The following is a 23,186-nucleotide window of genomic DNA, read 5'->3' as shown; positions in this document are numbered from 1 at the left end:
AATTCAGGTTGCGGATGATCGGTCGAGCACGCCGACCGGGCGTAACTCGACGCTATTGATCACCAGCGCGGGGAACGAGCCGGTCGGCCCCCGGATGCGGGGGCATCTCCACCTCCCCCATCCGGGGGCCGCACCCCATGGACAACCGGGGTGTGATCGGGTACGGCGGACGCGGCTGGTGGGGCCGTGGGGCTGCGCGGGCTATCCCTTGCGGCGTCGGCCGTCCGGGGAGCGGCCGACCCGGAGCGGGGTGTTGCGGACGCCGGCCCGGTACACCCCCGCGGGCGCGGGCCGGTCGTTCCGGGTCGGGGCGGAGTCGGCCGAGGTGGCATGGTGCTCCCGGGCGAAACCGCTTGAACAGGGCGCGCGGTGGTGCGGGGCGGGCGCGTCAGTCCGGATCGAGCGCCGCCTCCTCGCCCAGCGCGGCCCGCAACGCCGCCGCCTCCTCGCCGATGCAGGCGAGGAAGGCGCCCACGGCGGGGGTCGGCGGCCGGTCCGCGAGGAGCGTGGTGCCCACCGTGCGGCGCACCGACTCCAGCGGCACCGGCAATACCGCGAGGCGGTCGTCGCCGGTGACCACGAGTTCGGGCAGCGCCGCGATCATGTCGGTGGCGAGCAGCAGCGCGCGTACGGTCAGGATCGAGGTGCACTCCACCCGATCGGCCGGCAGGGCCAGCCCGTTGCGCAGGAACAGCTGGGTCAACTCGCTGCGCAGCGCCGTCTGTTCGAGCGGCAGGATCCACGGGTGCGCGATCGTGTCGGCCAGCTCGCGCGCGCTGTCCAGGAGCGGGTGGCCGCGGCGGACCACCAGCCGGATCGGCTCGCGGTACAGCGCGGTCCGCCGGACCCGTCCGCCGTCCGCGGCCGGTCCCAACCGGCCCACCACGACGTCGATCTCGCCGGCGAGCAGCTGCGGGTGCAGTACGTCGTGGGTGGCCTCGCGGACGATCACGGTGATCCCGGGCCGCTCCCGCTTGAGCGCCGACACCGCGCGCGGCAGCAGCACGCTGGTCCCGGCGAGCAGGGTGCCGACGACGACCGTGCCGGTCTGGCCCTCGCGCAGGCTCGCGAGGTGGTCGCCGGCGCGCCGCACCTCGGCCAGGATCGCCCGTGCGTGTGCGACCAGGGCGGTGCCGTACAGGGTCGCGCTCATCCCGTGCGGGCCGCGCTCGAACAGCGGCACGCCGACCATCGTCTCCAGCTCGCGCAGCGTGCGGGTGGCGGCGGGCTGGGTCAGGTGCAGCGCCTCGGCCGCGCGGCTGACTCCCCCGTGCTCGGCGATCGCCGTGATCAGGGTCAGGTGGCGAAACTTCAGCCGTCCGTCGAGCAGGTCCACGCGGGCTCCCGTACCGGTTCGGTGCTGCGTCCCCCCGACAGGACGCATACCTGTTTGGTGATGCCATGGCGCCGGATCGGCATTGGATGGACATGCACCGGCGCAGCCATCATGCACGTGGCGACGGCTTCTTGACGAGCCGCCGCCGTGGCCGCACGAGCGCGCGAGCGGCCCCGGGCGGATCGACGCGCGGCGGCATCGGAGCTTCCGGAGCCGCCGGGTCGGCCCACTCGCCGAATGTGCCCCTCGCCGGATGTACGAGTCGCCGGCGAGGAGGTCACGGGTCGACGGCACGATCGGGGATTCCGTTCGTGCCGTGCCCCGCGAAGGCGCGTGCCGCGTCCCCGCCCGGCGCTGTCGCCGCCGGTCGTGTACTTCCCCGTCATCGTCCCGGTCGGAAGGTTCGTCAGATGCGCCGCACTCCCCTCCTCCGCAACGGCCCCGGCAGATACGGCAGATCCAGCGCGTTGGCGGTGGCCGCCCTGGTGGCGATCACCGCCGGCACCTACGCGGGTTCCCCACGCGCCGGCTCCCCCGCAGCCGGCTCCCCGCCCCGCACCGCGACCGCCGCGGGCGCCGCCGGCACCGATCCGAACATCCCCTTCGTCTGCCAGGAGCGTCGTCCACAGGCGGCGGATCCGAACGCGTACGGCATGCAGCTCGACGGCTCGTTCCTGGCCCCGGCGTCGACCCCGCTCGACGAGGAGAACCCGCACCCCTTCCCGGGCCGGCGCGCCGACTACGACGGCCGGCAGTACGTGAAGAACATGACCGTCGAAGCCGCCTACGAGGGCTACGACTTCACCCCGGACTTCTTCCACACCTGGCAGAACATCGTCGACTTCGACGGCCGCCGCTACATGTTCCAGTACGACCGCTCCGAGGGCCGCGTCTACGACATCACCGACGTCAAGCACGTCACGGTGGTGGAGAAGATGTCCCGGGAGGACGTCGGCGGCGACGAGTCGAAGGCCAACGGGACCTGGGCGGCCGGGGATTACTGGGGCGCGTCCACGATCCAGTGGAACGACCGGCTGCGCGCCTACGTGATGGTGCAGTCCTTCGAGGACAAGCGCCAGATCACCGAACTCGGCGACGAGCCGGGCAAGGACAAGTACGGCAACCCCGACGGCGTGGCGAAGTTGCGTGCCAAACCCGGTCTCAAGGGTTTCAAGGTGTATCGCCTGAACGGTCCCCGCAAGGCCGATTGGCAGCTGATCTCGACCGTCAGCACCGACTCGACCCAGCCGGACCCGCTGCACAGCGACCCGAACCGCCCGCAGCAGGGCTCCGGGTCGCTGGACGTGCCGTACTGGGACGGCGGCAGGTACATGTTCATCGCGGTCGCGCCGAACGACACGTACGCCAACACCGAGTACCCGACCAACCTGCACTCGGCCGGCTACCAGTCCTACGACATGTCCGACCCGAGCGCGCCGAGGCTGCTGGACACCTGGCATCTGCCCGGACAGGTCACCGGCGAGGACGAGGCGTACGCGCGCAACCCGCGCTGCGGGAACCGCACCAGCTGGCTGGGCGCGCGGATGTCGCTGTTCGTGCCCACGCCGGTGGAGCGCGGCGGGCGGTACGGCTTCGCCGTGCAGGGCGGTCTGGGCATGACCGTCCTGGACATCTCCGACCCCGCCCGGATGCGCCAGGTGGGGCATGTGGACCTGCCGCCGTCGGTGGCGGGCACCGAGGGCGACAACATCGACGTGTCGCAGTTCCAGCGCACCGGGATGATCTACGTCTCCGGCTATCCGCTGACCGAGGACTGCTACGAGCCCTACAAGCCGATCTACCAGATCGACGCACGGGACCCGGCCAATCCCCGGATCGTCGGGCAACTGCCGCGTCCGACCCCGCCGAAGTCGGCCGGGATCACCGACTATTGCCAGCGCCGGGGCAGCTTCGGGCCCAAGCGCACCGGCTACTACACCAACCCGGGCCGGCACGACGACGGCACCCTCGTGTACGGCTTCTACAACGCGGGCGCCCAGGTCTTCGACGTGAAGAACCCCGCCCGGCCGGAGATCGAGGCGTACTTCGTGCCCAAGGCGTTCGGCACCAAGACCCGGGACTGGCCGACCGAGGACGGCACGTTCCCGGAGTGGGCGATGGGCAACCAGACGCACGGCGTCTACGTCGAGTGGGACCGCAACGTGGTGTGGGTGCTGACCAATCACGGCATCTACGCGCTGTCCGCGAAGGACGTGCTGGGCAGGCCGAACCTGGGCCGGCCAAAGGAGCCGTTCCGCAACAGCGGTTCCTGAGCGACGGTTCGGCCGCCCGGCGTCCGCACCTCGGGGCGCCGGGCGGCCGGCCCGGCTCACCCGGCGCGGGCGTCGGGCTCGTCCTCGTCGTCCTCGTCCGGGCCGCAGACCGCGTCGAAGAAGGTCTCCAGATCGTCCTCGGTGCGGGCGCGGAAGACGATCATCGTGCCGTCGTGCCGGCCGAGCAGGTCGTGACCGGCGAACCAGCGGATCCGGTTCCCGGCCGACTCGCTCTCGGGGTAGCCCGGAAAGGCCAACTCCCGCATCGTCTCGGGGAGCAGGTCGAGGTCGTCCGCGTCGAGCTCGACCGCCTCGACCAGGTCGTCGTCGAACAGCAGCGTCTCGGACAGCACGATCTCCACCGCCGCGAGCGAGAACCGGTGCAGCCAGGCGCTCCAGGGCTCCTCGACCGGCTCGGCCGTGCTGAAGCTCACCAGCACCTCGGGGTCGTCGCCGTCCGGCCGCACGCCCCACCACGCCACGCCCTGGTTCTCCTCGCGGAAGACCAGCAGGCCGTCCTCCACGTAGAGCTTGTCGGGCGGCAGCAGCACGTCGTGATTGCTCGTCAGGTCCGACCGCCGGCCCAGGAGTTCGTACAGCTCGCGGAGCGCGGCCGGCAGCGGGACGCCCAGTCGCGCCGCGCTCGCGTCCAGTTCCGCCGGGGTGTACCCGTCGGCGGGCCCGATCGCCCGGGCCCGGTCGGCGGCGAAGGCGCGAACGAACTCCCAGGCCCCGGCCCGATCGGCGAGCGCGGCGGGCAGTGCCGCGTGGATGTCGAAGGTCATGGCCGGACGCTACCGGGTCCCGGGCACCCGTCCCCGGTGCAGATCCACCACCGCGACGACGAACGCGGCGAGCACGAACGCCACCGACACCACCAGGCCGTGCCGCAGCGGCCCGGCCCAGTCCCGGCCCCGGTCGGCGGCCAGTCGGGAGAAGAAGATCGAGCCGACCGCCGCGATGCCCATCGCCGAGCCGATCCGCTGCCCGGTCTGCAACACCCCGCCCGCGCTGCCGCCCTGCGCCGGCGGCACCCGGGCCAGGGTCAGCGTCTGGTTTGGCGAGATCACCAGCCCGCTGCCCACCCCCGCGAACGCCAACGGCGCCACCAGGACCCAACCGATATCGCGCCCGGGTACCTCGTACACCCCCACGATCGCCCCGCCGAGGCCGACCGCGACCATCAGCAGCCCGCCGGTCACCAGCGCGAGCCCGTACCGGTTCACCAGGTGCCCGCCGATCGATGCGCCGACCGCGGAGCCGACCGCGAACGGGGTGATCGCAAGTCCGGCGAGCAGCGCGCTGTAGCCGAGGCCGGACTGGAGATAGAGGGTGAAGACGAAGAAGATCGAGGTGAATCCGGCGAAGTAGAACAACATCACCAACAACCCGAGCGTGTACGACCGGACCCGGAACAGGGCCAGGTCGACCACCGGATTGCGGCCGACCCGGGTCTGGTGGATCTCCCAGCGCACGAACCCCGCCAGGAACACCGCCGCGATCGGGATCAAAAGCCACTTGGTCGAGCCCTGCCACTGGCGTTCCTCGACCAGCGGCAGCAGCAACAGCAGCACGCCGCAGCCGAGCAGAAGCACGCCGACCGGGTCGAGGTCGCGCAGACAGGCCCGGTTCTCGTGGTCCGGTCCCGGCAGCAGCCGCCGGGCCAGGACGAGGGCCAGCACGCCGATCGGGAGGTTGACGTAGAACACCCAGCGCCAGCCCTCCTCGGCGCCGGCCGCCTTGATGATCAGCCCGCCCAGGAGCGGGCCGACCGCGGTGGAGATGCCGATCACGGTGCCGAACATGCCGAACGCGCGGCCGCGTTCGTGACCGGCGAACATCTGCTGGATGAGCGCGGACACCTGCGGGGTGAGGATCCCGCCCGCGATGCCCTGGAGCAGTCGGGCCAGCACCAGCCACAACGACGTCTGCGCGGCGCCGCACAGCGCGCTCGCGGCGGTGAACATGGCCAGGCCGGTCATGAACATCATCCGGCGCCCGCGTGCGTCGCCGATCCGACCGGCGGGCACCAGGACCAGGCCGAAGGTCAGCGCGTAGCCGGACAGCACCCACTGCACGTCGCTCTCCGAGGCGCCCAGGCCCGCCCGGATCGACGGCAGCGCGACGTTGACGATCGACACGTCGAGCAGGGTGATGAACCCCGCGATCAGACAGACCCCGAGCGCCTGCCACCGACGCGGGTCGGGCGCATCGTGCGTCACGCTCCCACGCCCCTTCTCGGCCGCTCCCGCACGGCCACCCCGTCGGCGACCATCCGAGGGACGATGCCCACATCCCCCGGAGCCAAGGCGCCCGCCCGGGTGACCCCGGTCGACCGGGGCGCTGGTCAGTAGCCCAGCGTCACCGCGACGGGCAGGTGATCGGAGGCCTTCGAAGGCGGTGCCTCCACGGCGAGCACCCGCAGTCTCGCGTCGACGAGCACCTGGTCGATCTCGCGCCGGGGCCGGTCCGCGGGATAAGTGCGCAGCGGCCGTACCCGGGCCAGGCCGTCCACCAGCCCGCGCGCGGTGAACGCCCGCACCTGCGGGCTGTCCACGGCGGCGTTCAGGTCGCCGAGTACGGTCACCGGCACCGCCTCGCGCGCGGCCAGGCCGGTCGCGAACGCGGCGGCGCGGTCCGCCTGTCGCTGCGGCACCTCGTCGTCCGCGTCCTGGAGGTGGGTGGCCACGAACCCGAGCCGCTTGCCGGGCGCCGCCTCGACCACCACGCCCAGCGCCTGTGCGCCGGTGGGGGCGCCGCCGGCCGGGAGCCGAATCGACTCCAGGTGCCGGATCGGCTTGCGGGTGAGCACCGCGTCGCCCCACTGCGGGTCGGCGGCGGGCGCGAACCGGTAGGGCAGGTCGAGCCGCCGGGCGAGCAGGGTCAGTACGTCGTGGCCGCCGTTGAGGAACCAGGCCCGGTCCACCTCGTTGAGCAGCAGCACGTCGGGGCGCAGCGCCCGGATCGTGTCGGCCGTGCGATCCGGGTCGAACCGTCCGTCGATGCCGTAGCCCATCCGGATGTTGTACGTGACCACCCGCAGCGTTCCGGCCGCCGCGTCCGGCACCGGTGCCGAGCCCGGGCCCGGGCGCAGGCCGAAGGCGGCGAGCGCGAGCAGCACCGGGAACACGGTGGCGAGGGCGAGCGGGAGGTGCAGGCGTTCGGCCCGCTCGGACGGGGAGGGCGGGGGTGCGACGCGGGCCGCCTTGCGGGTGGTCGTGCCGGGTGGGGTGGGTGCGCCGGGGCGGCCGGCGGCGCGGGCGGCGGTGGGTTTGGGGGTGGACCTGGCGCCGGGGCGGGTGCCGGGTTTGCGGCCGGGGCGCTGCGGCGAGCGGCCGATGCGGGTGCGGGCGCCGAGCGGGACGTCGGATCGGGGGCCGTTGGAGCCGGTGGCGTGTGCGACGGTGCGCCCGCGGGCTCGGGTATGGGGTTGAGGTCGGGTTCGGCTTTGGGCTTGGTCGCGGGCCGGGGCGGGTGGGGTCTCGGGCTCGGCCCGCGTGGGCGCGCGCAGGTCGCGGAGCGCCGCCGCGCCCGCGACGACCGCGATCGCCGCCACGCCCAGGAGCAACACCCGGCCGCGGGCCAGGACGCCGATCTCGATGTCGTAGCGGGCGTAGTGCAGGAAGGTCAGTGCGAAGAAGCCGACCATGCTCCAGGCCGGCGCCCACCGCACCTCGGCGCGTATTCGCCCGGCCGCGTCGCCCAGGACCAGGCCCAGCCCCAGCACGCCCACCGCCTGCCACGCCGCCGCGCCGGTCGGGGCCAGGCCGACGATCCCGTCGTGCGCGCTCGTCTCCAGGTAGCCCGCGCCGATCACACCCGCGACGACCAGCGCCAGGCCGACGGGCAGCACCCAGACGCCGCGCAGCCGCGACACGGGCACCGCCAGCGCCCAGGCGGCGACCAGGACCGGTACGCCCCACCGGGGTTCGCCGGCCGCCGCGTGCCCGACGCCGACGTTGCCGAACAACACGCCGGTCAGGAACAACACGGGACCGAACACCGCCCACAACACCGGCGCGGGCGCGGGGGTGGCGGGCGCCTGGATCCACACTTGACCGGCCACGAACAACACGGCCAGGACGCCCAGTACGGCCCAGCCGCGCCAGACCTCCAGCCACATCGGGTCGAGTGTGCCGAGCCCGGCGTGCAGCGCCACCGCCGCGGCAAGGCCGGCCGGCACCGCGACGCCGGCGTCCCATCCGGTGTGCGCGACCGCGACCAGCCAGCACAGCGCGGCGACCAGGGCCAGGCAGGCCACGTAGAGCTGCCGGTCGCCGCCGTCGGTGAACTGCGTCCACAGCCGCACCATCACCATGGCGACGCCGGCCACGACCGCGACCGGCCGACCGCCGACCCGGCGACACAGCGGCACCACCGCGAAGGCGGCCACGAACCAGGCGATGGCGAACAGGCCCAATTGGGCCGCGGGGGTCGATCCGGCGTCTCCGTACACGGTGATCAGCGACGGTAGCCACACCCGCAGGATGTCGACCGTAAAGACGATTCCCAGAGCGATCACGATCATCGGCACGCGCAACCCCCGTCTCGATGGCGGGGTCAGCATAGAGCGGCGAATCCCGCTCGGGAGGGGACTCCCGACGATCCGTCGACGGCGCGTTCAGGCCCGGGTGAGTCGGGCCGCCTCGGCGAGTACGGTCAGCACGGCGGCGATGCCCTGGCGCACCTCGGAGTCGGCGATCAGGCCGTCGGGGTCGATCCCGTCGCGGGCCACGCCCAGGCGTACGCAGGCCGCTTCGATCACGTCGGCCCCGGTGTACCCGAGCACCGTGCGCAGCGACTCGTGCGCCTTGGCCGCGCCGCCGGGGTTGGTCGAGGCGTTGATCCAGCCGACCGGCTTGTCGCTGGTCTCGACGCCGCCGACGGTCCAGTCGAGCAGGTTCTTGAACGAGCCGGGCAGCGCGCCGGCGTACTCGGGCGTGGAGAACAGCACCGCGTCGGCGCCCTCGATCGCGGCGCGCAGCGCGACGACGGCCTGCGGCAACGGCTCGTGGTCGTCGTCGGGGTTGAAGTGCGGCAGCTCGGCGAGGCCGGGAAAAACGACGGCCTCGACCCCCTCCGGTGCGACCACGGAAGCGGTCCGCACCACCGCGGAGTTGGTGGACTCCGCACGAAGCGACCCACTGATCACGAGCACCCGGCGATTCGCTGTCATGGCCGGTCAAGGTAGCACCGCGCGCACTTCGCCGCCCGACGCCGACGGGTCGCCGCCATCGGTGCCGCAGCCGCGGCGCGCCGGTATTAACCTCGCCCCATGAACACGCCGGTCGAGAACGTCGCCGAGGCGCTGCGCGCGCTCGGCGCCACGGGTGGGATCCGCGCCTTCGCCGAAACGGTGCCGACCGCGGCGGCGGCCGCGGAGGTACTGGGCTGCGAGGTGGGCGCGATCGCCAACAGCCTGATCTTTTCCGCCGACGGCCGACCGCTCCTGGTGGTCACCAGCGGGGCGCACCGGGTCGACACCCGCGTGGTGGCCCGGCTGCTGGGCGTGCGCAAGGTGCGGCGCGCCGACCCGGAGTTCGTCCTCGCGGCGACCGGACAGGAGGTCGGCGGGGTGGCCCCGGTGGGTCATCCGCAGCCGATCCGCACGCTGATCGACACGTGGTTGGACAAGCACGAGGTGGTCTGGGCCGGTGCGGGCGACCACAACCACATGTATCCGACGACGTACGCGGAGCTGCTGCGGATGACGGGTGGGCAGGCGGCGGACGTCGAGGCGTGATCAGCGGGGCCGGCGCACGATCGTCTCCCAGTGGGCCCAGCGGCCCGCCGGCGGGTCCAGTCGTGGGCTGTATTCGGCGCGCAGGGGCAGGACCGGCTCGAAGTCGGCCAACAGCGCCTCCAGTTCGGCGCGGCCGTAGTAGTGCACGACGAGGCCCGCCTTGAAGCCCTCCAGGTAGCGGAAGGTCCGCCCCCCGTCGGGGTGTTCGTCCAAGACCTCGTGCGCCTCGACCGCCTCGGTCTCGGCCGAGGCGGTGCGCAGCGCGAACAGGCCGCCGGGGGCCACCCGTTCCAGCGAACCGCGCACCATGTCCCGGGCGGCGGCGCGGGTGCCGTGCTGGTGCACCTGAATGCCGACCACGAGGTCGTATCGCCGCCCAGGCGGCAGATCGTCCTGGGTGCCGTGCACCAACGGCACTCCCGGCTCCCGCAGCGCCAGTTGCTCCAACGCGATCCGGGACGGGTCGACCCCGACCAGTTCCAGCCCACCGCGCCGCAGCGGAATCAGGTTCCGCCCGTTGCCACACCCGATCTCCACCCCCGAGACCCCGGGCGCCGCCACCTCCAGGATCCGCGCCACGAACGGGTCGGGCCCGGCGTCGGCGTACATCCCGTCCGCGTAGGCGTCGTCCCAAAACTCCACGGCGATCCGGTGCGCGTCCATGTGGTCAGGCCAACTCCCCCACGAATCTGCCAAGTTGGGTCAGGTTGCGGCACTCGATCAGGGGGATGTGGCGGGCGTACACGCCGGCGATCGAGTCTCCGGTGTCCCAGTCGCGCTCGGGCTCCGGGTTGAGCCACCAGGCGTGGCGGGCCGGGGTGACCATCGCCTCCAGGGCGGACAGGGCCGGGTCCTGGTAGTTGTTGCGGGCGTCGCCCAGGATCAGCAGGGAGGTCTTGGGGCCGATCACGTCGCCGTAGTGCTCGACGAAGACCTTGAAGGCGTGTCCGTAGTCGCTGTGTCCGCTGAGCCGCACCAGGTTCGCCTCGGCGGTCAGCCGGCGCATCGCCTCGCCCACGTCGCCGCCGGGCCGTTCGAAGAACCGGGTCACCTCGTCCAGCGTGTCGATGAATGCGAACACCCGTACCCGGGCGAACTGTTCGCGCAGTGCGTAGGCGAGCAGCAGGGTGAAGTGGGCGAACGAGGCGACCGATTCGCTGGCGTCGCACAGCACCACCAACTCGGGCTTGTGCGGTCGGCGCGGCCGATGCCGCGTGGTCAGCGGCACGCCGCCGGTGGACAACGACGCGCGCACCGTCCGGCGAAAGTCCAATCGGCCGCTGCGGCCCGCGCGTTGCCGGACGGTCAGTCGGGTGGCCAGGCGCTGCGCGAGGGGTTGCACCTCGCGGCGCAGCGCCACCAGGTCGGCTCGGCTTGCGCGCAGGATGTCCAGGTTCTCCACGGCCGGCCGCACCGCCGTCTCGGCGACCCGTTCGATGCCGCGTTCCTCGGCGAGGCGGCGGCGTACGTCGGCCAGGATGTGTGCGTTCAGCCGGTCCACCCGGGCCTGGATCATCCGCCGGGCGTTGCGTTCGGCGACCCCGCCGGGGAGTTGCCCGCCCAGTACCGCGCGCAGCAGGCCCGCCATCAGCGTCTTGGGGTCGAGCGCCCGGCCGACCAGCTGTGCGGACCACGAGGAGCCCGACGCGCCCTCGAAGCCGGCGAACCGGCCGACCGCCTCGCGGGCCAGCGCGCGCAGCGCGATCTCGTCGTCGGTGAGCAGGAGTTCGCGCAGCCGGTCGCGGAATGCCTCGGCATCGGCGGCGTCGGTGTCCAAAGCGGGGGCATCCGGGGCGGGGGCGCTGTCGGCCGGCGCCTCCGCCGGTGGTTCCGGCTTCCGTTCCGGGCCTTCCGGGCCCTTCGGGCTCTCCCCGAGCGGGAACCACAGCTCGAAGAGAGTGTCGAAGACCGGCCGATGGGTGTGGCGCTTGACCAGCGACGCGGCGTAGGCGGCGCGCAGCGTTTCGCGGTCGGCGAGGTCGAGCACGGTCAACGCGCGTGCGGCGTCGAGCCCTTCGGCGAGCGACACCGGCAACCCGCCGTGCCGCAGCGCCCGGACGAACCCGGTGTGTCGATCCAGGAGCGACATCGGCGGTCAGCCGCCGAGGCCGGGCAGGCCGAGTTCCTTCGCGGCCCGCGTGTGGTCGGCGACGTGCTTGAGCACGACTCCGAGGGTGCGCGCGATGGTCTCCTCGTCCAGGTCGTCGGCCTCGAGGGCGAGCAGCGTGTGCGCCCAGTCCAGGCTCTCCGCGATGGACGGCGCCTTCTTGAGTTCGAGGGCGCGCAGCGAGGCGACGGTGCGCACCACCTGTTCGGCCAGGTGCGCGCGGATCCCGGGCACCCGGGTGAGCACGATGTCCCGCTCGCGCTCCGGCGTCGGGTAGTCGATGTAGAGGTAGAGGCAGCGGCGCTTCAGCGCCTCGCTCAGCTCGCGGGTGGCGTTGGAGGTGAGCACTACGAACGGGCGCTGCGAGGCGGTGATGGTGCCCAGTTCGGGGATGGTGACCTGGAAGTCGGACAGCACCTCCAGGAGCAGCCCCTCGACCTCGACGTCGGCCTTGTCGGTCTCGTCGATCAGCAGCACGGTGGGCTCGTCCCGGCGGATCGCGGTGAGCAGCGGGCGGGCGAGCAGGAACTCCTCGGCGAAGATGCCGGCGCGCGCCTCGTCCCAGCCGTCCACCCCGGCCTGGATGCGCAGGAGTTGTTTGCGGTAGTCCCACTCGTACAGCGCCCGGGACTCGTCCAGGCCCTCGTAGCACTGGAGTCGGATCAGCGCCGAGGACGTGGCCGCCGCGACCGCCTTGGCCAGCTCGGTCTTGCCCACCCCCGCCGGTCCCTCGATCAGCAGCGGTTTGCCCAGCGCGTCGGCCAGGAAGACGGCGGTGGCGATGCCGGGGTCGGTCAGGTAGTCGACCGCGCCGAGCCGGGTGCGGGCGTCCTCGGGCGAGGCGAACATCGTCATCGTGGTGCACTCCTCGCGGGCGATCGCGGCCGGCCGGTGTGCCGGGTCCGGCGCCGGCCGCCCCCTCAAGTTACAAGAGGGGCCGGTCGGCGGGATACGAGCGGGGCCGGGTCGGCTCCGCCACGCCCTCCGGCTTGGCTGACGTGGCGTCACATGACCGATTCTTGACGCCGATCACACCGTGCGTAGGGAGTTCCCCGGTCCATTCGGGGCCTCGGGTTCCTAGCATCGAGACATGGACATCGCGGTGGGTTTCGTCATCGGGATCGTGGTCGCCACGCTGATCGTGGTGGCCAAGGGCGCACGCGTGGTACAGCAGTACGAACGTGGGGTGGTGTTCCGGCTCGGCCGGGTCAGGCAGCGGGTCCGCCAGCCCGGATTCCACGTGATCGTGCCGTTCTTCGACCGGATGCGGAAGGTCAACATCCAGATCATCACGATGCCCATCCCGGCTCAGGAGGGCATCACCCGGGACAACGTGACGGTGCGGGTGGACGCGGTCGTCTACTTCCGGGTGCACGACCCCGCGCGGGCGATCGTCGAGGTGCAGAACCACGTGTTCGCGATCGAGCAGGTGGCGCAGACCTCGCTGCGCTCGATCATCGGCAAGAGCGACCTGGACGACCTGCTCTCCAACCGCGAGGAACTGCACCGGGGCCTGGCCCTGATGATCGACAGCCCGGCGGTGGGCTGGGGTGTGGAGATCGACCGGGTCGAGCTCAAGGACGTACAGCTGCCCGAGTCGATGAAGCGGTCGATGTCGCGCCAGGCGGAGGCGGAGCGCGAGCGGCGCTCGCGGATCATCACCGCCGACGGCGAGTTCCAGGCGTCCAAGAAGCTCGCGGCGGCGGCCGACGAGATGTCCCAGTCGCCGGCCGCGCTGCAACTGCGGCTGCTGCAGACGGTGGTCGAGGTGGCCGCGGAGAAGAACTCGACGCTGGTGATGCCGTTCCCGGTGGAGATGTTGCGCTTCTTCGAGAACTTCCCGAACGGCGGGGGTGGGCCGGAGCCGCGCGATCCGGCGGTCGCGCGGGCCGCGGTGAAGGCGGTCGCGCAGGCGGCGGCGCGGGTCGCGGACGGGGGCGAGAGCAGGGGCGAGGAGGGGTCCGCGGACGAGCGGGCCGCGGCGGTCGCGGCCTCGGCGTCGGCACTGGGGGACGAGGATCGACCGGTGACGGCGGTGGTGTCGGCCGTACCGCCGATGCCGCCCGCGCCCCGGGTTCCGCCGGTGCCGGCCGCGCCGCCGATCGTGCCGCCTGCCGCGCCGCCGGTAAAGCCCCGGCAAGATGAGGGGTTTCCACCCTCCGACCACGGCTGACCTGCTGCTAACTTCCCCACCGTGGCGACCTTTGTGATGCAGGGCACGCGAGTTCTCGCGGTGGGCTTGGGCGGAGAGGCGGTCAAGGCCCGGAACGGGACGATGATCGCCTATGACGGACGAATGACCTTCAAACGATTGTCCGGTGGGGGTGAGGGGCTGCGCGGGATGGTGACCCGCCGGCTCACCGGCGAGGGCATGACCCTCATGGAGGTGAGCGGCGAGGGCACATGCTGGTTCGCGGACCGGGCCACCGAGATCAACCTCGTGCACCTGAGCGGCGAGACGCTGCATGTGGAGTCGAGCAACCTGCTCGCGGTCGAGCAGAGCCTGCGTACCGGTACCGAGTTCACCGGGCTGCACGGCGCGACCAGCGGGCAGGGCCTGTTCACCACGACCGTCTCGGGTCAGGGCACGGTCGCGGTGACCTCCGACGGGCCGGCGATCGTACTGCGGGTGTCGCAGGGCGAACCGCTGTCCGTCGACCCGGGGGCGTACGTCGCGCACACCGGGCAGCTCCGCAAGGAGTTCGTCAAGGACGTGAACTGGCGCACGTTCATCGGCGAGGGATCCGGCGAGAGCGTGCAGTTGCGCTTCGAGGGCGACGGGTTGGTGTACGTACAGCCCACCGAGCGGCAGACCATCGGGGGGCAGACGTGACGTTCGACCAGCTCAACTCCAAGATGATCGAGGCCACCGTGCGGCCCGGGCAGACGCTGTACTGCCTGCGCGGCGCGATGTTGGCCTACCGGGGCGAGGTCTCCTTCACGCCGACCAGCACCGGGGCGCAGGGCGTCGGCGGGATGATCGGTCGGCGTCTGGCCGGCGAATCGGTGCCGCTGATGAAAGCCGAGGGCGACGGCCGGGTGATGTTCGGCTACGCGGGCCGGCACGTGCACCTGATCGAGATCACCGGCGACACCCTGCACATCGAGGCCGACCGGCTGATGGTGTTCGAGGACAGCCTCCAGCAGGGCACGATGTTCATGGGCTCGCAGGGCGGCGTGCGCGGGATGATCCGCGGCCAGGTGACCGGCCAGGGCCTGTTCACCACCACGCTGACCGGGCGTGGCTGGTGCGCGGTGCTCGCGCACGGCGGGGTGATCGAACTGCCGGTCCAGCCGGGCCGGTCGATCCACGTCGACCCGCAGGCGTACATCGCGCACCGGGGGCAACTCGACAACCGGATCGGCGCCAACGTCGGCTGGCGCGACGTGATCGGGCGCGGCTCGGGCGAGGCGTTCCAGTTGGAACTGTCCGGCACCGGCACGGTCTACGTCCAGGCGAGCGAGGAGAAGCTGTGAGCGGCCCGGGTTCCGGCACGACCGTGTACGACGCGCGCTCGCTGCCGCAGGACGACAACGTCAATCCCTACTCCTTCTGCGTGGCGCTCGACGGCGAGTGGTTCGTGCAGAAGGGCAAGATGATCGCCTACTACGGGCGGATCAAGTTCGAGGCGCTGGGCGTGGGCGCGCTGGACCGGCTGGTCACCGCCAACTTCAACTCGCCGCTGTACATCCAGGACTGGATCGTCGCGCAGGGCAAGGGCCAACTGCTGCTCGCCGACCGCGGGTTCGACGTCAACTCGTACGACCTGGAGGTGGGCAACCTGACCATCCGGGCGGCCAACCTGCTTGCGTTCCAGCCCGGTCTGGACCTCAAGCAGTCGATCGTGCCCGGGTTCGTCACGCTGATCGGGACCGGCAAGTTCGTCGCCGCGTCCAACGGCGCGGTGCACTTCGTCGAACCGCCGATCCGGGTGGACCCGGAGGCGCTGCTGGGCTGGGCCGACTGTCCGACGCCGTGCCACCACTTCGACACCAAGTACATGCGCGGCGCGCTCGGCATGGCCCGGCGGCTGACCGGGATCGGCGGCGCCTCGGGCGAGGAGCACCAGTACGACTTCGTCGGGACCGGGACGGTGCTGATGCAGTCCTCGGAGATCTCCATCGACCCGAACCTGATTCCGGCGCAGACCGCGCAGCAGAACCAGCCGCCGGGGGCGCAGAACATCCCGGGGCTGCCGAATCTGCCGGGACGGTTGGGTCGGTTGTTGCAGTAGCGGGAACCGACGGCGGGTTCGGGCCGTTGACCTGGCGAGGCCCTTCACTGGGGACGGTGGAGGGCCTCGCCAATGCCTCGGCCGGCCGGTCGGCTTGTGCCCCCGGCCTACAGCTGGTCGGCCAGGTCGCTGTCCGCGGCCACCTCGCGCAGGAGTTGCACCAGGACGTCGACGCCCTCGTGGTCGGTGTCGGCGCGCCAGAAGGCGGTCACCGCGACGTCCGGCGCCCCCGTCAGCGGGACCTGGACGACCCCGCGCACCGGCCGCTGCCGGGCCCAGCCGCGCGGCGACAGGCCGATCCCCTGGCGGTCCACGACGCGCGCGATCACATCGTCCACGCTGCCGTACGCCTCGACGATGTCGGTCGCGCCCGAGCGCCGCAGCGCCTCGGTGACGCGCGTGTACAGCCGGGGATGCGGTTGGCGCGGCCACACCACGATCGGCTCGCCGCAGCCGACCAGCTCGGTCAGGTCCACCGAGCGCCGTTCGGCGAAGGGGTGCTCCTGCGGGAACAGCGCGACGAAGGCGAACGTGCCGACGCGGGCCGACTCGAAGCCGGAGCCCAGGTCCGGCAGCCAGCCCAGGCCCGCGTCGAGCACACCCTCGCGCACGTCGGCCACCTGGCGCGCGGTCGGCTCGCTGGTCCACTGCACGCGCAGCGCCGGGTGGCGGATGTGCAGCGCGGAGATCGCGGCCGACACGAGCGAGGGACCCAGGCCGGAGGTATACCCCACGCGCACCTGCCCGGCGTCCCACGTGGCCCGCCGCCGTACCTCCGCGCACGCGTCGTCGAGCACCCGCAACGACTCGTCGAGCCGACTGCGGAACACCTCGCCGAGCGGGGTGAGCGCCACCGGCAGCGAGGAGCGGTCCACGAGCCGGGTGCCGAGCTGCTGCTCCAGCCGGCGTACGGCCTTGCTCACCATCGGTTGGGACAGGTACAGCCGAGCGGCGGCCCGGCCGAAGTGCCGCTCCTCGGCGACCGCCAGGAAACATCTCAGGTCGCGCAGCTCCATGGAAACCCACCTATGCCGTGTCGGCATAACGTTAGCAACAACAGGGGCTTGGCTGACGCCCCGTCAGCAGGTTTCCTTGGGAGCGCGGCAATCGCATCGCAATCGCACCGCAGCCACACGGCAATCGCACCGAAGTCGCACTAAGGAGCAGGTCATGACGCTCGAGATCCCGCGCATCATCTCCGTGGACGACCACGTGGTGGAGCCGCCGGACCTGTGGACCTCGCGGCTGCCCGCCAAGTACAAGGACCGCGGCCCGCGCGTGGTGCGCGACAAGGCGAAGTTCAACTTCATCGGCGGCGTCTTCTCGTACGAGCGCGGTGTCGAGGACGGCGAGTGGTGCGACTGGTGGCTGTACGACGACCTGGTCTACCCGTTCCCCAAGCTCTCCGCCGCGGTCGGCTTCGACACGCTCGACGTGACACCGGTCACCTTCGACGACATCCGGCCTGGCGCGTGGATCCAGTCCGAGCGCCTCAAGGACATGGACGCCAACCACGTCGACGCCTCGCTGTGCTTCCCGAACATCCTGCCGCGCTTTTGCGGCCAGGCGTTCTACGAGCGTGAGGACAAGGAACTCGCACTGCTGTGCGTGCAGGCGTACAACGACTGGATGATCGACGAGTGGTGCGCGGGCGACGGCAAGGGCCGCCTGCTGCCGATGACGATCATCCCGCTGTGGGACGCGAACCTGGCCGCCGCCGAGGTGCGCCGCTGCGCCGCCAAGGGCTCCTTCGCGGTCGCCTTCTCGGAGAACCCGGTCCCGCTCGGCCTGCCGTCGGTGCACTCGAAGGACCGGTTCTGGGACCCGTTCTTCCGGGCCTGCGAGGAGACGGACACGATCGTGTGCATGCACATCGGCTCGTCCTCGAAGATGCCCTCCACCTCCCCCGACGCGCCGTTCATCGTCTCCTCGGTGCTGACGTTCCAAAACGCCATGGGCTCGATGGTCGACTACATCTTCTCCGGCGTCTTCGACCGCTTCCCGAAGCTGAGGATCGCCTACGCCGAGGGCCAGGTCGGCTGGATGCCCTACGTCATGGAGCGCGCGGACAAGCTGTGGGAGGAGCGCGACGACAACGCGTTCGGCTCCTCGCTCACCCAAAAGCCCAGCTCGTACATCAAGGACCGGATCTACGGCTGCATCTTCGACGACGAGATCGGCCTGCGCAACCGCGACGTGATCGGCATCGACCAGATCTGCTTCGAGGTCGACTACCCGCACGCGGACTCGACCTTCCCCAACACCCACAAGGTCGCCCTCGACATCGCCACCAAGGCGGGCCTCACCCAGGCCGAATGCGACAAACTCTTCCGCACCAACGCCATCAAGGCCTTCGGCCTCACCCGCTTCGGCATCACCAAGTAACCCACCCCCGCCGGCCGCGCCCCCACTCCCCCGGGCGCGGCCGGCGGCAGGGCCACGGCCACTCAGGTATCGGTGTCCTTCGGATGCCGAGTACTCGCATACACGAGATGCACGGTCCGCCGGCGCTCGTCGACGAGGTAGCGCACTCGTCCGCCTGCGGTCACCTCGTACTCCCATTGCGGAAACTCGTCGCCGCCCAGAGCCCGAACACCCAGTCGCCCGTGCAGGCGATGTTGCCGATCCGGGTCGGCGGTGGACTGCGGTGCCGCGCGCAGGGCTTCGAAACAGCGACGGGTATTCCCCGGCGCTTCCGTACACAGGTCGCTCCAGCCCTTGGCGGCTTCGCTGGTGGCGAACCGCAGTCGCCATTCGGTGCCGACGGGGGTGGGGGGACGTCGTCCCCGCGCTTCGGGCTCATGGGCCGATGACCTCGCCGTGGTTCTCGCCCGGCAGGGGCCGCGTGAGGGCTTCGGCCAGGGTCGGATCGGCGAGGATCCGAGCGGTGGCCCGCCACTCGACGATCACGCGATGAAGGTTGGCGTGTATGTCCAACTCCACGACGTCACGGGTCGCGTCCACGAGGTCGACCGCGAACTCTCGCATCTCCCGGGCCGAGAGGTGCCGCGTCCAGGGGAACACCGTAGGCAGCGCCAGAAAAATGGCTCGCGCGCCTTCGTCACTGCCCATCAGGGCGGCGAACAGTCGCGCGGTGACGTCGGCGGTCTCCTCACGCTCACGGTCGTGCCGCTCGGTGGTGAGATACAGGTCCTCACCATCCCGGCGCGTGACGTGAAGGCGCTGAACCTGCTCGACGGTGTCGGCAACACGCTTGGAGTTCTTTGACAAGTCGGAAAACGACACAGTCGGCGTGGACACACCGACGACGCTACTTCGGAACATATTCCGAAGTCAATCTGCCCCCGAAGCGGGTCGGATCTCGTCCGATGCCACCGCACACGTCCGAAACGGCCACTGTCGGGGGGCGGCGCTCGCAGCCCTCACACCGGTGGCTGGGCTGACGGGCCGGCCGCAGGCGTAGGAATGGCCCGCGAACTCCGGGAGTTCGTGGGCCATTCGGGGCGGAGGGGGATTACGTGCGGTTACGTCCGCGTGCGCGGTAGAGGAACATCAGGGCCAGTCCGAGGCCGATGGCGCATGCGCTGCCGGCGAGGAGGATGGCCACGTTGCCCGGCATGCCGCTGTGGGCGAGTTGGTCGGATCCGTTGGATCCACCGATCCCACCGCCGTGACCGCCGCCGTTGCCTCCGCTACCGCCGTCGCCGTGGCCGCCGTGGCCACCGCCGTGCGGTTTGGTGTGCGCGCCGGAGGGCACGGCCGAGTGGCTCGCGGACGGCGAGGCCGAGGACGAACCGGACGGCGACGCCGAGGGTGAGACCGACGGGGACACCGAAGGCGAGGCCGAAGGCGACGCGGAAGGCGAGGCCGACGGGCTCATCGAGGGCGATACGGAAGGGGACGCCGACGGGGAGGCCGAGGGCGACGCCGACGGCGAGACCGACGGGGAGGCCGAAGGCGACATCGACGGCGAGACCGAGGGCGACGCCGACGGGGACATGGACGGCGAGACCGACGGCGACGCCGACGGCGACATCGACGGCGAGACCGACGGCGATGCGGACGGCGAGACCGAAGGCGACGCGGACGGCGACATCGACGGCGAGACCGAGGGCGACGCGGACGGGGACGTCGAAGGCGAAGCCGAAGGGGACGTCGAGGGCGAGGCCGACGGCGACGTGGACGGCGAGGTCGACGGTGACGGCGACGTACCGCCGCAGTCCGGCAGGTCACCGTTGAACGGGTAGCGGTGGAACTCCGACCCGGACGACGACTGGTGGATCAGCGATCCGGCCGTGAAGAACCGGCCGTTCATCCCCGGTACGGACACCGTCGTGGTGCTCGCCGGGTTGCCGATCAGCATGCTGCCCTGGAACTGGGCGCTGCCCCTGATGGTCACCGTCGTGGCTTCCGGGAAGTTCCACAGCAGCCGCTCGCGCAGCCCGGTCGGGATCGCGGTGTTGCCGATGAAGCTGGCGATCGTCCGGTTCGCCCCGGTCAGGTTGACCAGGACCGTGGCGCCGCTCGGGATGCCGAGGAAGGTCATGCCCTGGTCCCCGCCGCTCGCACTCACCATGTCGAAGTCGACGTTGAACACCTGGAGCGCGGACGTGCCGTCGCCGGTGAACAACGTCTCGAAGCCGACGTTGACCGCCGTACCGGTCGGCTGCCGGAGCCGGCCGTCCGGGAAGGCGTAACAACTCGACGAGTCGGTCAACTGCGGGCGCAGCGCGGTGTACGGCGCGGCGGCGGATCCGTCCTTGACCGGATCCGGCGTCACCGTGCCGCTGAGCGTGCCGGCGTAGCGGACGACGCCGCTGACCGCACCCTCCTGGGCGATCAGGGTCTGCCCCGCCGCCACGGTCAGGTTGCCGCCGACGGTGAGGAAGTCCGTGCCGTTGTCGGGGGGCACACGGGAGCCGACCCCGACGATGCCCACGTTGTAGATGCTGGAGCCGGAGGTCTTGTTCATGTCGAAGTTGCCGAGGGTGACCAGCTTGCCCTCGGCTTCGGCGGCGGACCCGCTCACGGTCCAGTTGCCGCCCACGAACATGTTGATGCCGTTGTCCCGGCCCTGGATAGGACCGTTGTTGGGCTCCAGGTCCACAGCCGGACAGCTGCCCGGGATGCAGGGGCCGAGACCGCCGGGCAGCGGCTTGGCGAAGCCCATCACGGCGAACACGCAGACGAGGATCACACCGCCGAGGGTGACGACTCCGGATAGCGCGAGGCCCGTCGCGCGGATCCGGGCGTTCGGTTTCCTGTGCATTTCTGAAACATGGGATATAAAACGACAAATGCGGACAAGGCGCGCGGAAGGTTCCCCCGAATGCCTCTCCCGGGGATTCGCACACGCGACCGTCAACCGAGATGCGTACGGCCCGCATACGTCGCAGGTATGGGATACGAAGGGCGCCGCCGAATCGGAAACCGCCCGCGCGACGTGATCGTTGCCGGGGCGGGGCGGGGCGGGAAGCCGTGCCGGTACGGTCGGGCCCGGGCGGGCACGCGTGAACCGGCGAGGTGTTCGCGGCCGTGCGCCGTCGGTCGTCCTCGGACGAGGCACGAATCCTGGTGAGAGTGAGAGGGAGTCTTCTGTGATCGTCGGACTGGGCACCGCTGTCGCGGCCTCCGCGTGTTACGGAGTGGGGTCGGTGCTGCAAGCGGTCGGGTCGCGGCGATCCGCGCGCGAGGAGGCGGCCAGGCAGGCCGCGCGGGGCGGCGGTACCGCACAGGTGACCGGGTACGGCGGCCCGAGCCTGTCCTCGACCGCCAAGGCCGCGGTCACGTGGGAGTTCATCGTCGGCACCCTGCTCGACTTCGTCGGCTTCGCGCTCGGCGCGCTGGCGGCGCGGCTGCTGCCGCTGTTCCTGTCCCAGACGATCATCAGCGCGAACCTGGTGATCACCGCCGTACTGGGCATCAAGCTGCTCGGCATCAAGCTGCATCGCGCCGACTGGACCTCGATCGGGGTGGTCTGCGGCGCGCTGGTCCTGCTCGGCATCGCGGCCGGGCCCGAGGGTGATGGGCACAGTCCGCGCGCCACGCACTGGTGGGTGCTGATCGTCACCTTCGTGGTGATCGTCGGCGGGACCGTACTGGTGCGCTTCCTCGGCGCCAACGGCGCGATCGTCGCGGGCCTGCTCTCCGGCCTCGGCTTCGGCGGCCTGGGCATCGGCGTACGCATCCTGGACGGCGTCGACCCGTTCGACCTCGGCAAGCTGGCCGCCGACCCGGCCCTGTACGCGGTCCTGATCGGCGGCATCGGCGGGATGTACCTGCACACGATCGCGTTGCAGATCGGCTCGGTGAACGGCGCCACGGCGGCCCTGGTGGTCGGCGAGACGGTGGTCCCCGGCGCGGTCGGCGTGTTGTGGCTCGGCGACACCTCCCGCGCGGGCCTCGCCTGGCTGGCGGTCCTGGGCTTCATCCTCGCCGTGTCCGGCGCCGTGGCCGTCGCCTACTTCGGCAAGCACGACGCGCAGGAACCTTCCGCCACACCGGACAAGAGCCCCGAAGGCACCCCGTCACGCACCTGACCGCACCCGCGGGGCCCTGCGGAGCACACGATGCCGCCGGCTCTCGCGGGTCAGCCGGGCGCGCCCCGCTCCGCGAGTTCCGCGCCCACCGCGCGCAGGGTGTCGAGGAGGGGGGTCGGGCCCTGGCCCCGGCGGACGGCGGCCATCAGGTGCCGGCGGGGGGCCGGGGCGGTGATGGGGCGAAGGACCACGCCCCGGGGGAGTTCGGGCTGGGCCAGGCGCGGGATGATCGTCACGCCCAGGCCGGCGGCCACCAGGGCGAGCTGCGCGCCGAAGTCGGTCGAGGTGTGCACCAGGCGCGGCTGGAAGCCCGCCTGGTGGCAGGCGGTCAGAAGCACGTCGTGGCAGGCCGTCCCGGGCGCGGTGATGATCCAGTCGGCGTCCGCGAGATCGGCGGCCAGGGCCACCTCGGCGCGCCCCGCCAGCGGGTGATCGGCCGGCAGCGCGATCTCGAACGGCTCGTCGAGCAGCGGGTGCAGCTCGATTCGCGGGTGGTCCGGCGCGGGCAGGTCCGGATGCGTCATCACCACCGCGAGATCCAGCTCGCGCGCCGGCAGCAGCGGCAGCGCCAGCTCGGTCTCGTACTGGACCACCTCGAACCGCCACCCCGGGTGGGTCCGCTTGAGCCGGGCCAGCGCGGGCGCGATCAGGCCCGCGATGCCGGACGGGAAGCCGGAGATCCGGGCCCGCCCGATGCGGCCGTCGCGCTGCGCCGCGAGGTCGGCGCGGGCCTGTTCCAGCCGGGTCGCGATGGCGTCGGCGTGGCCGAGCAGCACATGCGCGGCCGGGGTGAGCCGGACGCCGCGCCCGTGCTTCTCCAGGAGTACGGCGTCGGCCTCCCTTGCGAGCACCGCCAGTTGTTGCGACACCGCGGACGGGGTCAGGTGCAGCGACTGGGCGGCGGCGACCACGGTGCCGTGCTGGTCGAGCGCGCGCAGGATGTTCAGCCGCTTGATCTCCATGTAGCAAAACTACCGATCGAGATCCGGAAA

Annotated in this window: 20 protein-coding genes; 8 read left to right on the top strand and 12 right to left on the bottom strand. The window is 71.6% G+C overall.

Going from position 1 to position 23,186, the window contains the following annotated elements:
• Positions 1 to 388: 388 nt before the first annotated feature.
• Positions 389 to 1,336 (bottom strand): LysR substrate-binding domain-containing protein, encoded by a 948-nt coding sequence (locus tag ACH4XV_RS01535; RefSeq protein WP_395786028.1) that lies wholly within the window; start codon positions 1,334 to 1,336, stop codon positions 389 to 391.
• 410 nt (positions 1,337 to 1,746) lie between these two features.
• Here ACH4XV_RS01535 and ACH4XV_RS01530 point away from each other — a divergent pair, with 410 nt between their 5' ends.
• Positions 1,747 to 3,609 carry an LVIVD repeat-containing protein gene (locus ACH4XV_RS01530; protein WP_395786026.1) on the top strand — a complete coding sequence of 621 codons (1,863 nt, stop codon included), beginning with the start codon at positions 1,747 to 1,749 and terminating at the stop codon, positions 3,607 to 3,609.
• Positions 3,610 to 3,665: 56 nt separating this feature from the next.
• Here ACH4XV_RS01530 and ACH4XV_RS01525 read toward each other — a convergent pair whose 3' ends face one another.
• The 4 genes from ACH4XV_RS01525 to ACH4XV_RS01510 form a co-directional block, all read right to left on the bottom strand.
• Positions 3,666 to 4,394 (bottom strand): SMI1/KNR4 family protein, encoded by a 729-nt coding sequence (locus ACH4XV_RS01525; protein ID WP_395786024.1) that lies wholly within the window; start codon positions 4,392 to 4,394, stop codon positions 3,666 to 3,668.
• Positions 4,395 to 4,403: 9 nt separating this feature from the next.
• The gene (locus ACH4XV_RS01520; RefSeq protein WP_395786022.1) at positions 4,404 to 5,831 is read right to left on the bottom strand and encodes an MFS transporter; all 1,428 of its coding nucleotides are present in this window, start codon (positions 5,829 to 5,831) and stop codon (positions 4,404 to 4,406) included.
• A gap of 125 nt (positions 5,832 to 5,956) precedes the next feature.
• A complete protein-coding gene (locus ACH4XV_RS01515; protein WP_395786020.1) occupies positions 5,957 to 8,137 on the bottom strand; it encodes an endonuclease/exonuclease/phosphatase family protein in 2,181 nt (726 codons plus the stop codon).
• Between the two features lie 93 nt (positions 8,138 to 8,230).
• Positions 8,231 to 8,785, bottom strand: a complete 555-nt coding sequence (locus tag ACH4XV_RS01510; RefSeq protein WP_395786018.1) for an NADPH-dependent FMN reductase — start codon at positions 8,783 to 8,785, stop codon at positions 8,231 to 8,233.
• A gap of 99 nt (positions 8,786 to 8,884) precedes the next feature.
• On the opposite strand from ACH4XV_RS01510, the gene ACH4XV_RS01505 reads away from it, so the two are divergent.
• On the top strand, positions 8,885 to 9,352 hold the full coding sequence (locus tag ACH4XV_RS01505; RefSeq protein WP_379998478.1) for a YbaK/EbsC family protein: 468 nt from the start codon (positions 8,885 to 8,887) through the stop codon (positions 9,350 to 9,352).
• Here ACH4XV_RS01505 and ACH4XV_RS01500 read toward each other — a convergent pair whose 3' ends face one another.
• The 3 genes from ACH4XV_RS01500 to ACH4XV_RS01490 are packed head-to-tail and all read right to left on the bottom strand — an operon-like array spanning position 9,353 to position 12,308.
• Positions 9,353 to 10,015 carry a class I SAM-dependent methyltransferase gene (locus ACH4XV_RS01500; RefSeq protein WP_395786016.1) on the bottom strand — a complete coding sequence of 221 codons (663 nt, stop codon included), beginning with the start codon at positions 10,013 to 10,015 and terminating at the stop codon, positions 9,353 to 9,355.
• Positions 10,016 to 10,019: 4 nt separating this feature from the next.
• Entirely contained in the window at positions 10,020 to 11,441 is a 1,422-nt protein-coding gene (locus ACH4XV_RS01495) for a VWA domain-containing protein (protein ID WP_395786014.1), read from the bottom strand.
• A 6-nt stretch (positions 11,442 to 11,447) separates the two neighbouring features.
• Entirely contained in the window at positions 11,448 to 12,308 is an 861-nt protein-coding gene (locus ACH4XV_RS01490) for a MoxR family ATPase (protein ID WP_201261004.1), read from the bottom strand.
• 241 nt (positions 12,309 to 12,549) lie between these two features.
• On the opposite strand from ACH4XV_RS01490, the gene ACH4XV_RS01485 reads away from it, so the two are divergent.
• Genes ACH4XV_RS01485 through ACH4XV_RS01470 form a run of 4 tightly spaced genes read left to right on the top strand, consistent with a single transcriptional unit; the run spans position 12,550 to position 15,694 of the window.
• Entirely contained in the window at positions 12,550 to 13,632 is a 1,083-nt protein-coding gene (locus ACH4XV_RS01485) for a slipin family protein (protein ID WP_395786012.1), read from the top strand.
• 36 nt (positions 13,633 to 13,668) lie between these two features.
• Positions 13,669 to 14,292, top strand: a complete 624-nt coding sequence (locus tag ACH4XV_RS01480) for an AIM24 family protein (protein WP_380038845.1) — start codon at positions 13,669 to 13,671, stop codon at positions 14,290 to 14,292.
• Positions 14,289 to 14,936: an AIM24 family protein gene (locus tag ACH4XV_RS01475; RefSeq protein ID WP_126635649.1), complete on the top strand. Its 648-nt coding sequence runs from the start codon at positions 14,289 to 14,291 to the stop codon at positions 14,934 to 14,936. The genes ACH4XV_RS01480 and ACH4XV_RS01475 overlap by 4 nt, the downstream gene beginning before the upstream one ends.
• Positions 14,933 to 15,694, top strand: a complete 762-nt coding sequence (locus tag ACH4XV_RS01470; RefSeq protein WP_078978011.1) for an AIM24 family protein — start codon at positions 14,933 to 14,935, stop codon at positions 15,692 to 15,694. The genes ACH4XV_RS01475 and ACH4XV_RS01470 overlap by 4 nt, the downstream gene beginning before the upstream one ends.
• Positions 15,695 to 15,801: 107 nt before the next feature.
• On the opposite strand, the gene ACH4XV_RS01465 is transcribed toward ACH4XV_RS01470, so the two are convergent.
• Positions 15,802 to 16,710, bottom strand: a complete 909-nt coding sequence (locus tag ACH4XV_RS01465; protein ID WP_395786009.1) for a LysR family transcriptional regulator — start codon at positions 16,708 to 16,710, stop codon at positions 15,802 to 15,804.
• A gap of 154 nt (positions 16,711 to 16,864) precedes the next feature.
• On the opposite strand from ACH4XV_RS01465, the gene ACH4XV_RS01460 reads away from it, so the two are divergent.
• On the top strand, positions 16,865 to 18,079 hold the full coding sequence (locus ACH4XV_RS01460; protein WP_379998489.1) for an amidohydrolase family protein: 1,215 nt from the start codon (positions 16,865 to 16,867) through the stop codon (positions 18,077 to 18,079).
• A 414-nt stretch (positions 18,080 to 18,493) separates the two neighbouring features.
• On the opposite strand, the gene ACH4XV_RS01455 is transcribed toward ACH4XV_RS01460, so the two are convergent.
• Together ACH4XV_RS01455 and ACH4XV_RS01450 are read right to left on the bottom strand one after the other, a co-directional pair.
• Positions 18,494 to 18,955, bottom strand: coding sequence for a prevent-host-death family protein (locus tag ACH4XV_RS01455; RefSeq protein WP_395786007.1), 462 nt, complete (start codon positions 18,953 to 18,955; stop codon positions 18,494 to 18,496).
• 214 nt (positions 18,956 to 19,169) lie between these two features.
• Positions 19,170 to 20,924, bottom strand: a complete 1,755-nt coding sequence (locus ACH4XV_RS01450) for a choice-of-anchor A family protein (protein WP_395786005.1) — start codon at positions 20,922 to 20,924, stop codon at positions 19,170 to 19,172.
• A gap of 328 nt (positions 20,925 to 21,252) precedes the next feature.
• Here ACH4XV_RS01450 and ACH4XV_RS01445 point away from each other — a divergent pair, with 328 nt between their 5' ends.
• A complete protein-coding gene (locus ACH4XV_RS01445) occupies positions 21,253 to 22,194 on the top strand; it encodes a hypothetical protein (RefSeq protein WP_395786003.1) in 942 nt (313 codons plus the stop codon).
• A 50-nt stretch (positions 22,195 to 22,244) separates the two neighbouring features.
• Here the strand turns inward: ACH4XV_RS01445 and ACH4XV_RS01440 are convergent, their stop codons facing one another.
• Positions 22,245 to 23,156: a LysR family transcriptional regulator gene (locus ACH4XV_RS01440; protein ID WP_395786001.1), complete on the bottom strand. Its 912-nt coding sequence runs from the start codon at positions 23,154 to 23,156 to the stop codon at positions 22,245 to 22,247.
• Positions 23,157 to 23,186 lie beyond the last annotated feature (30 nt).

This window comes from Embleya sp. NPDC020630, from assembly GCF_044334985.1.
In the GTDB taxonomy this organism is placed as follows: Bacteria; Actinomycetota; Actinomycetes; order Streptomycetales; family Streptomycetaceae; genus Embleya.
This window is presented reverse-complemented; position numbering and strand designations above follow the sequence as displayed.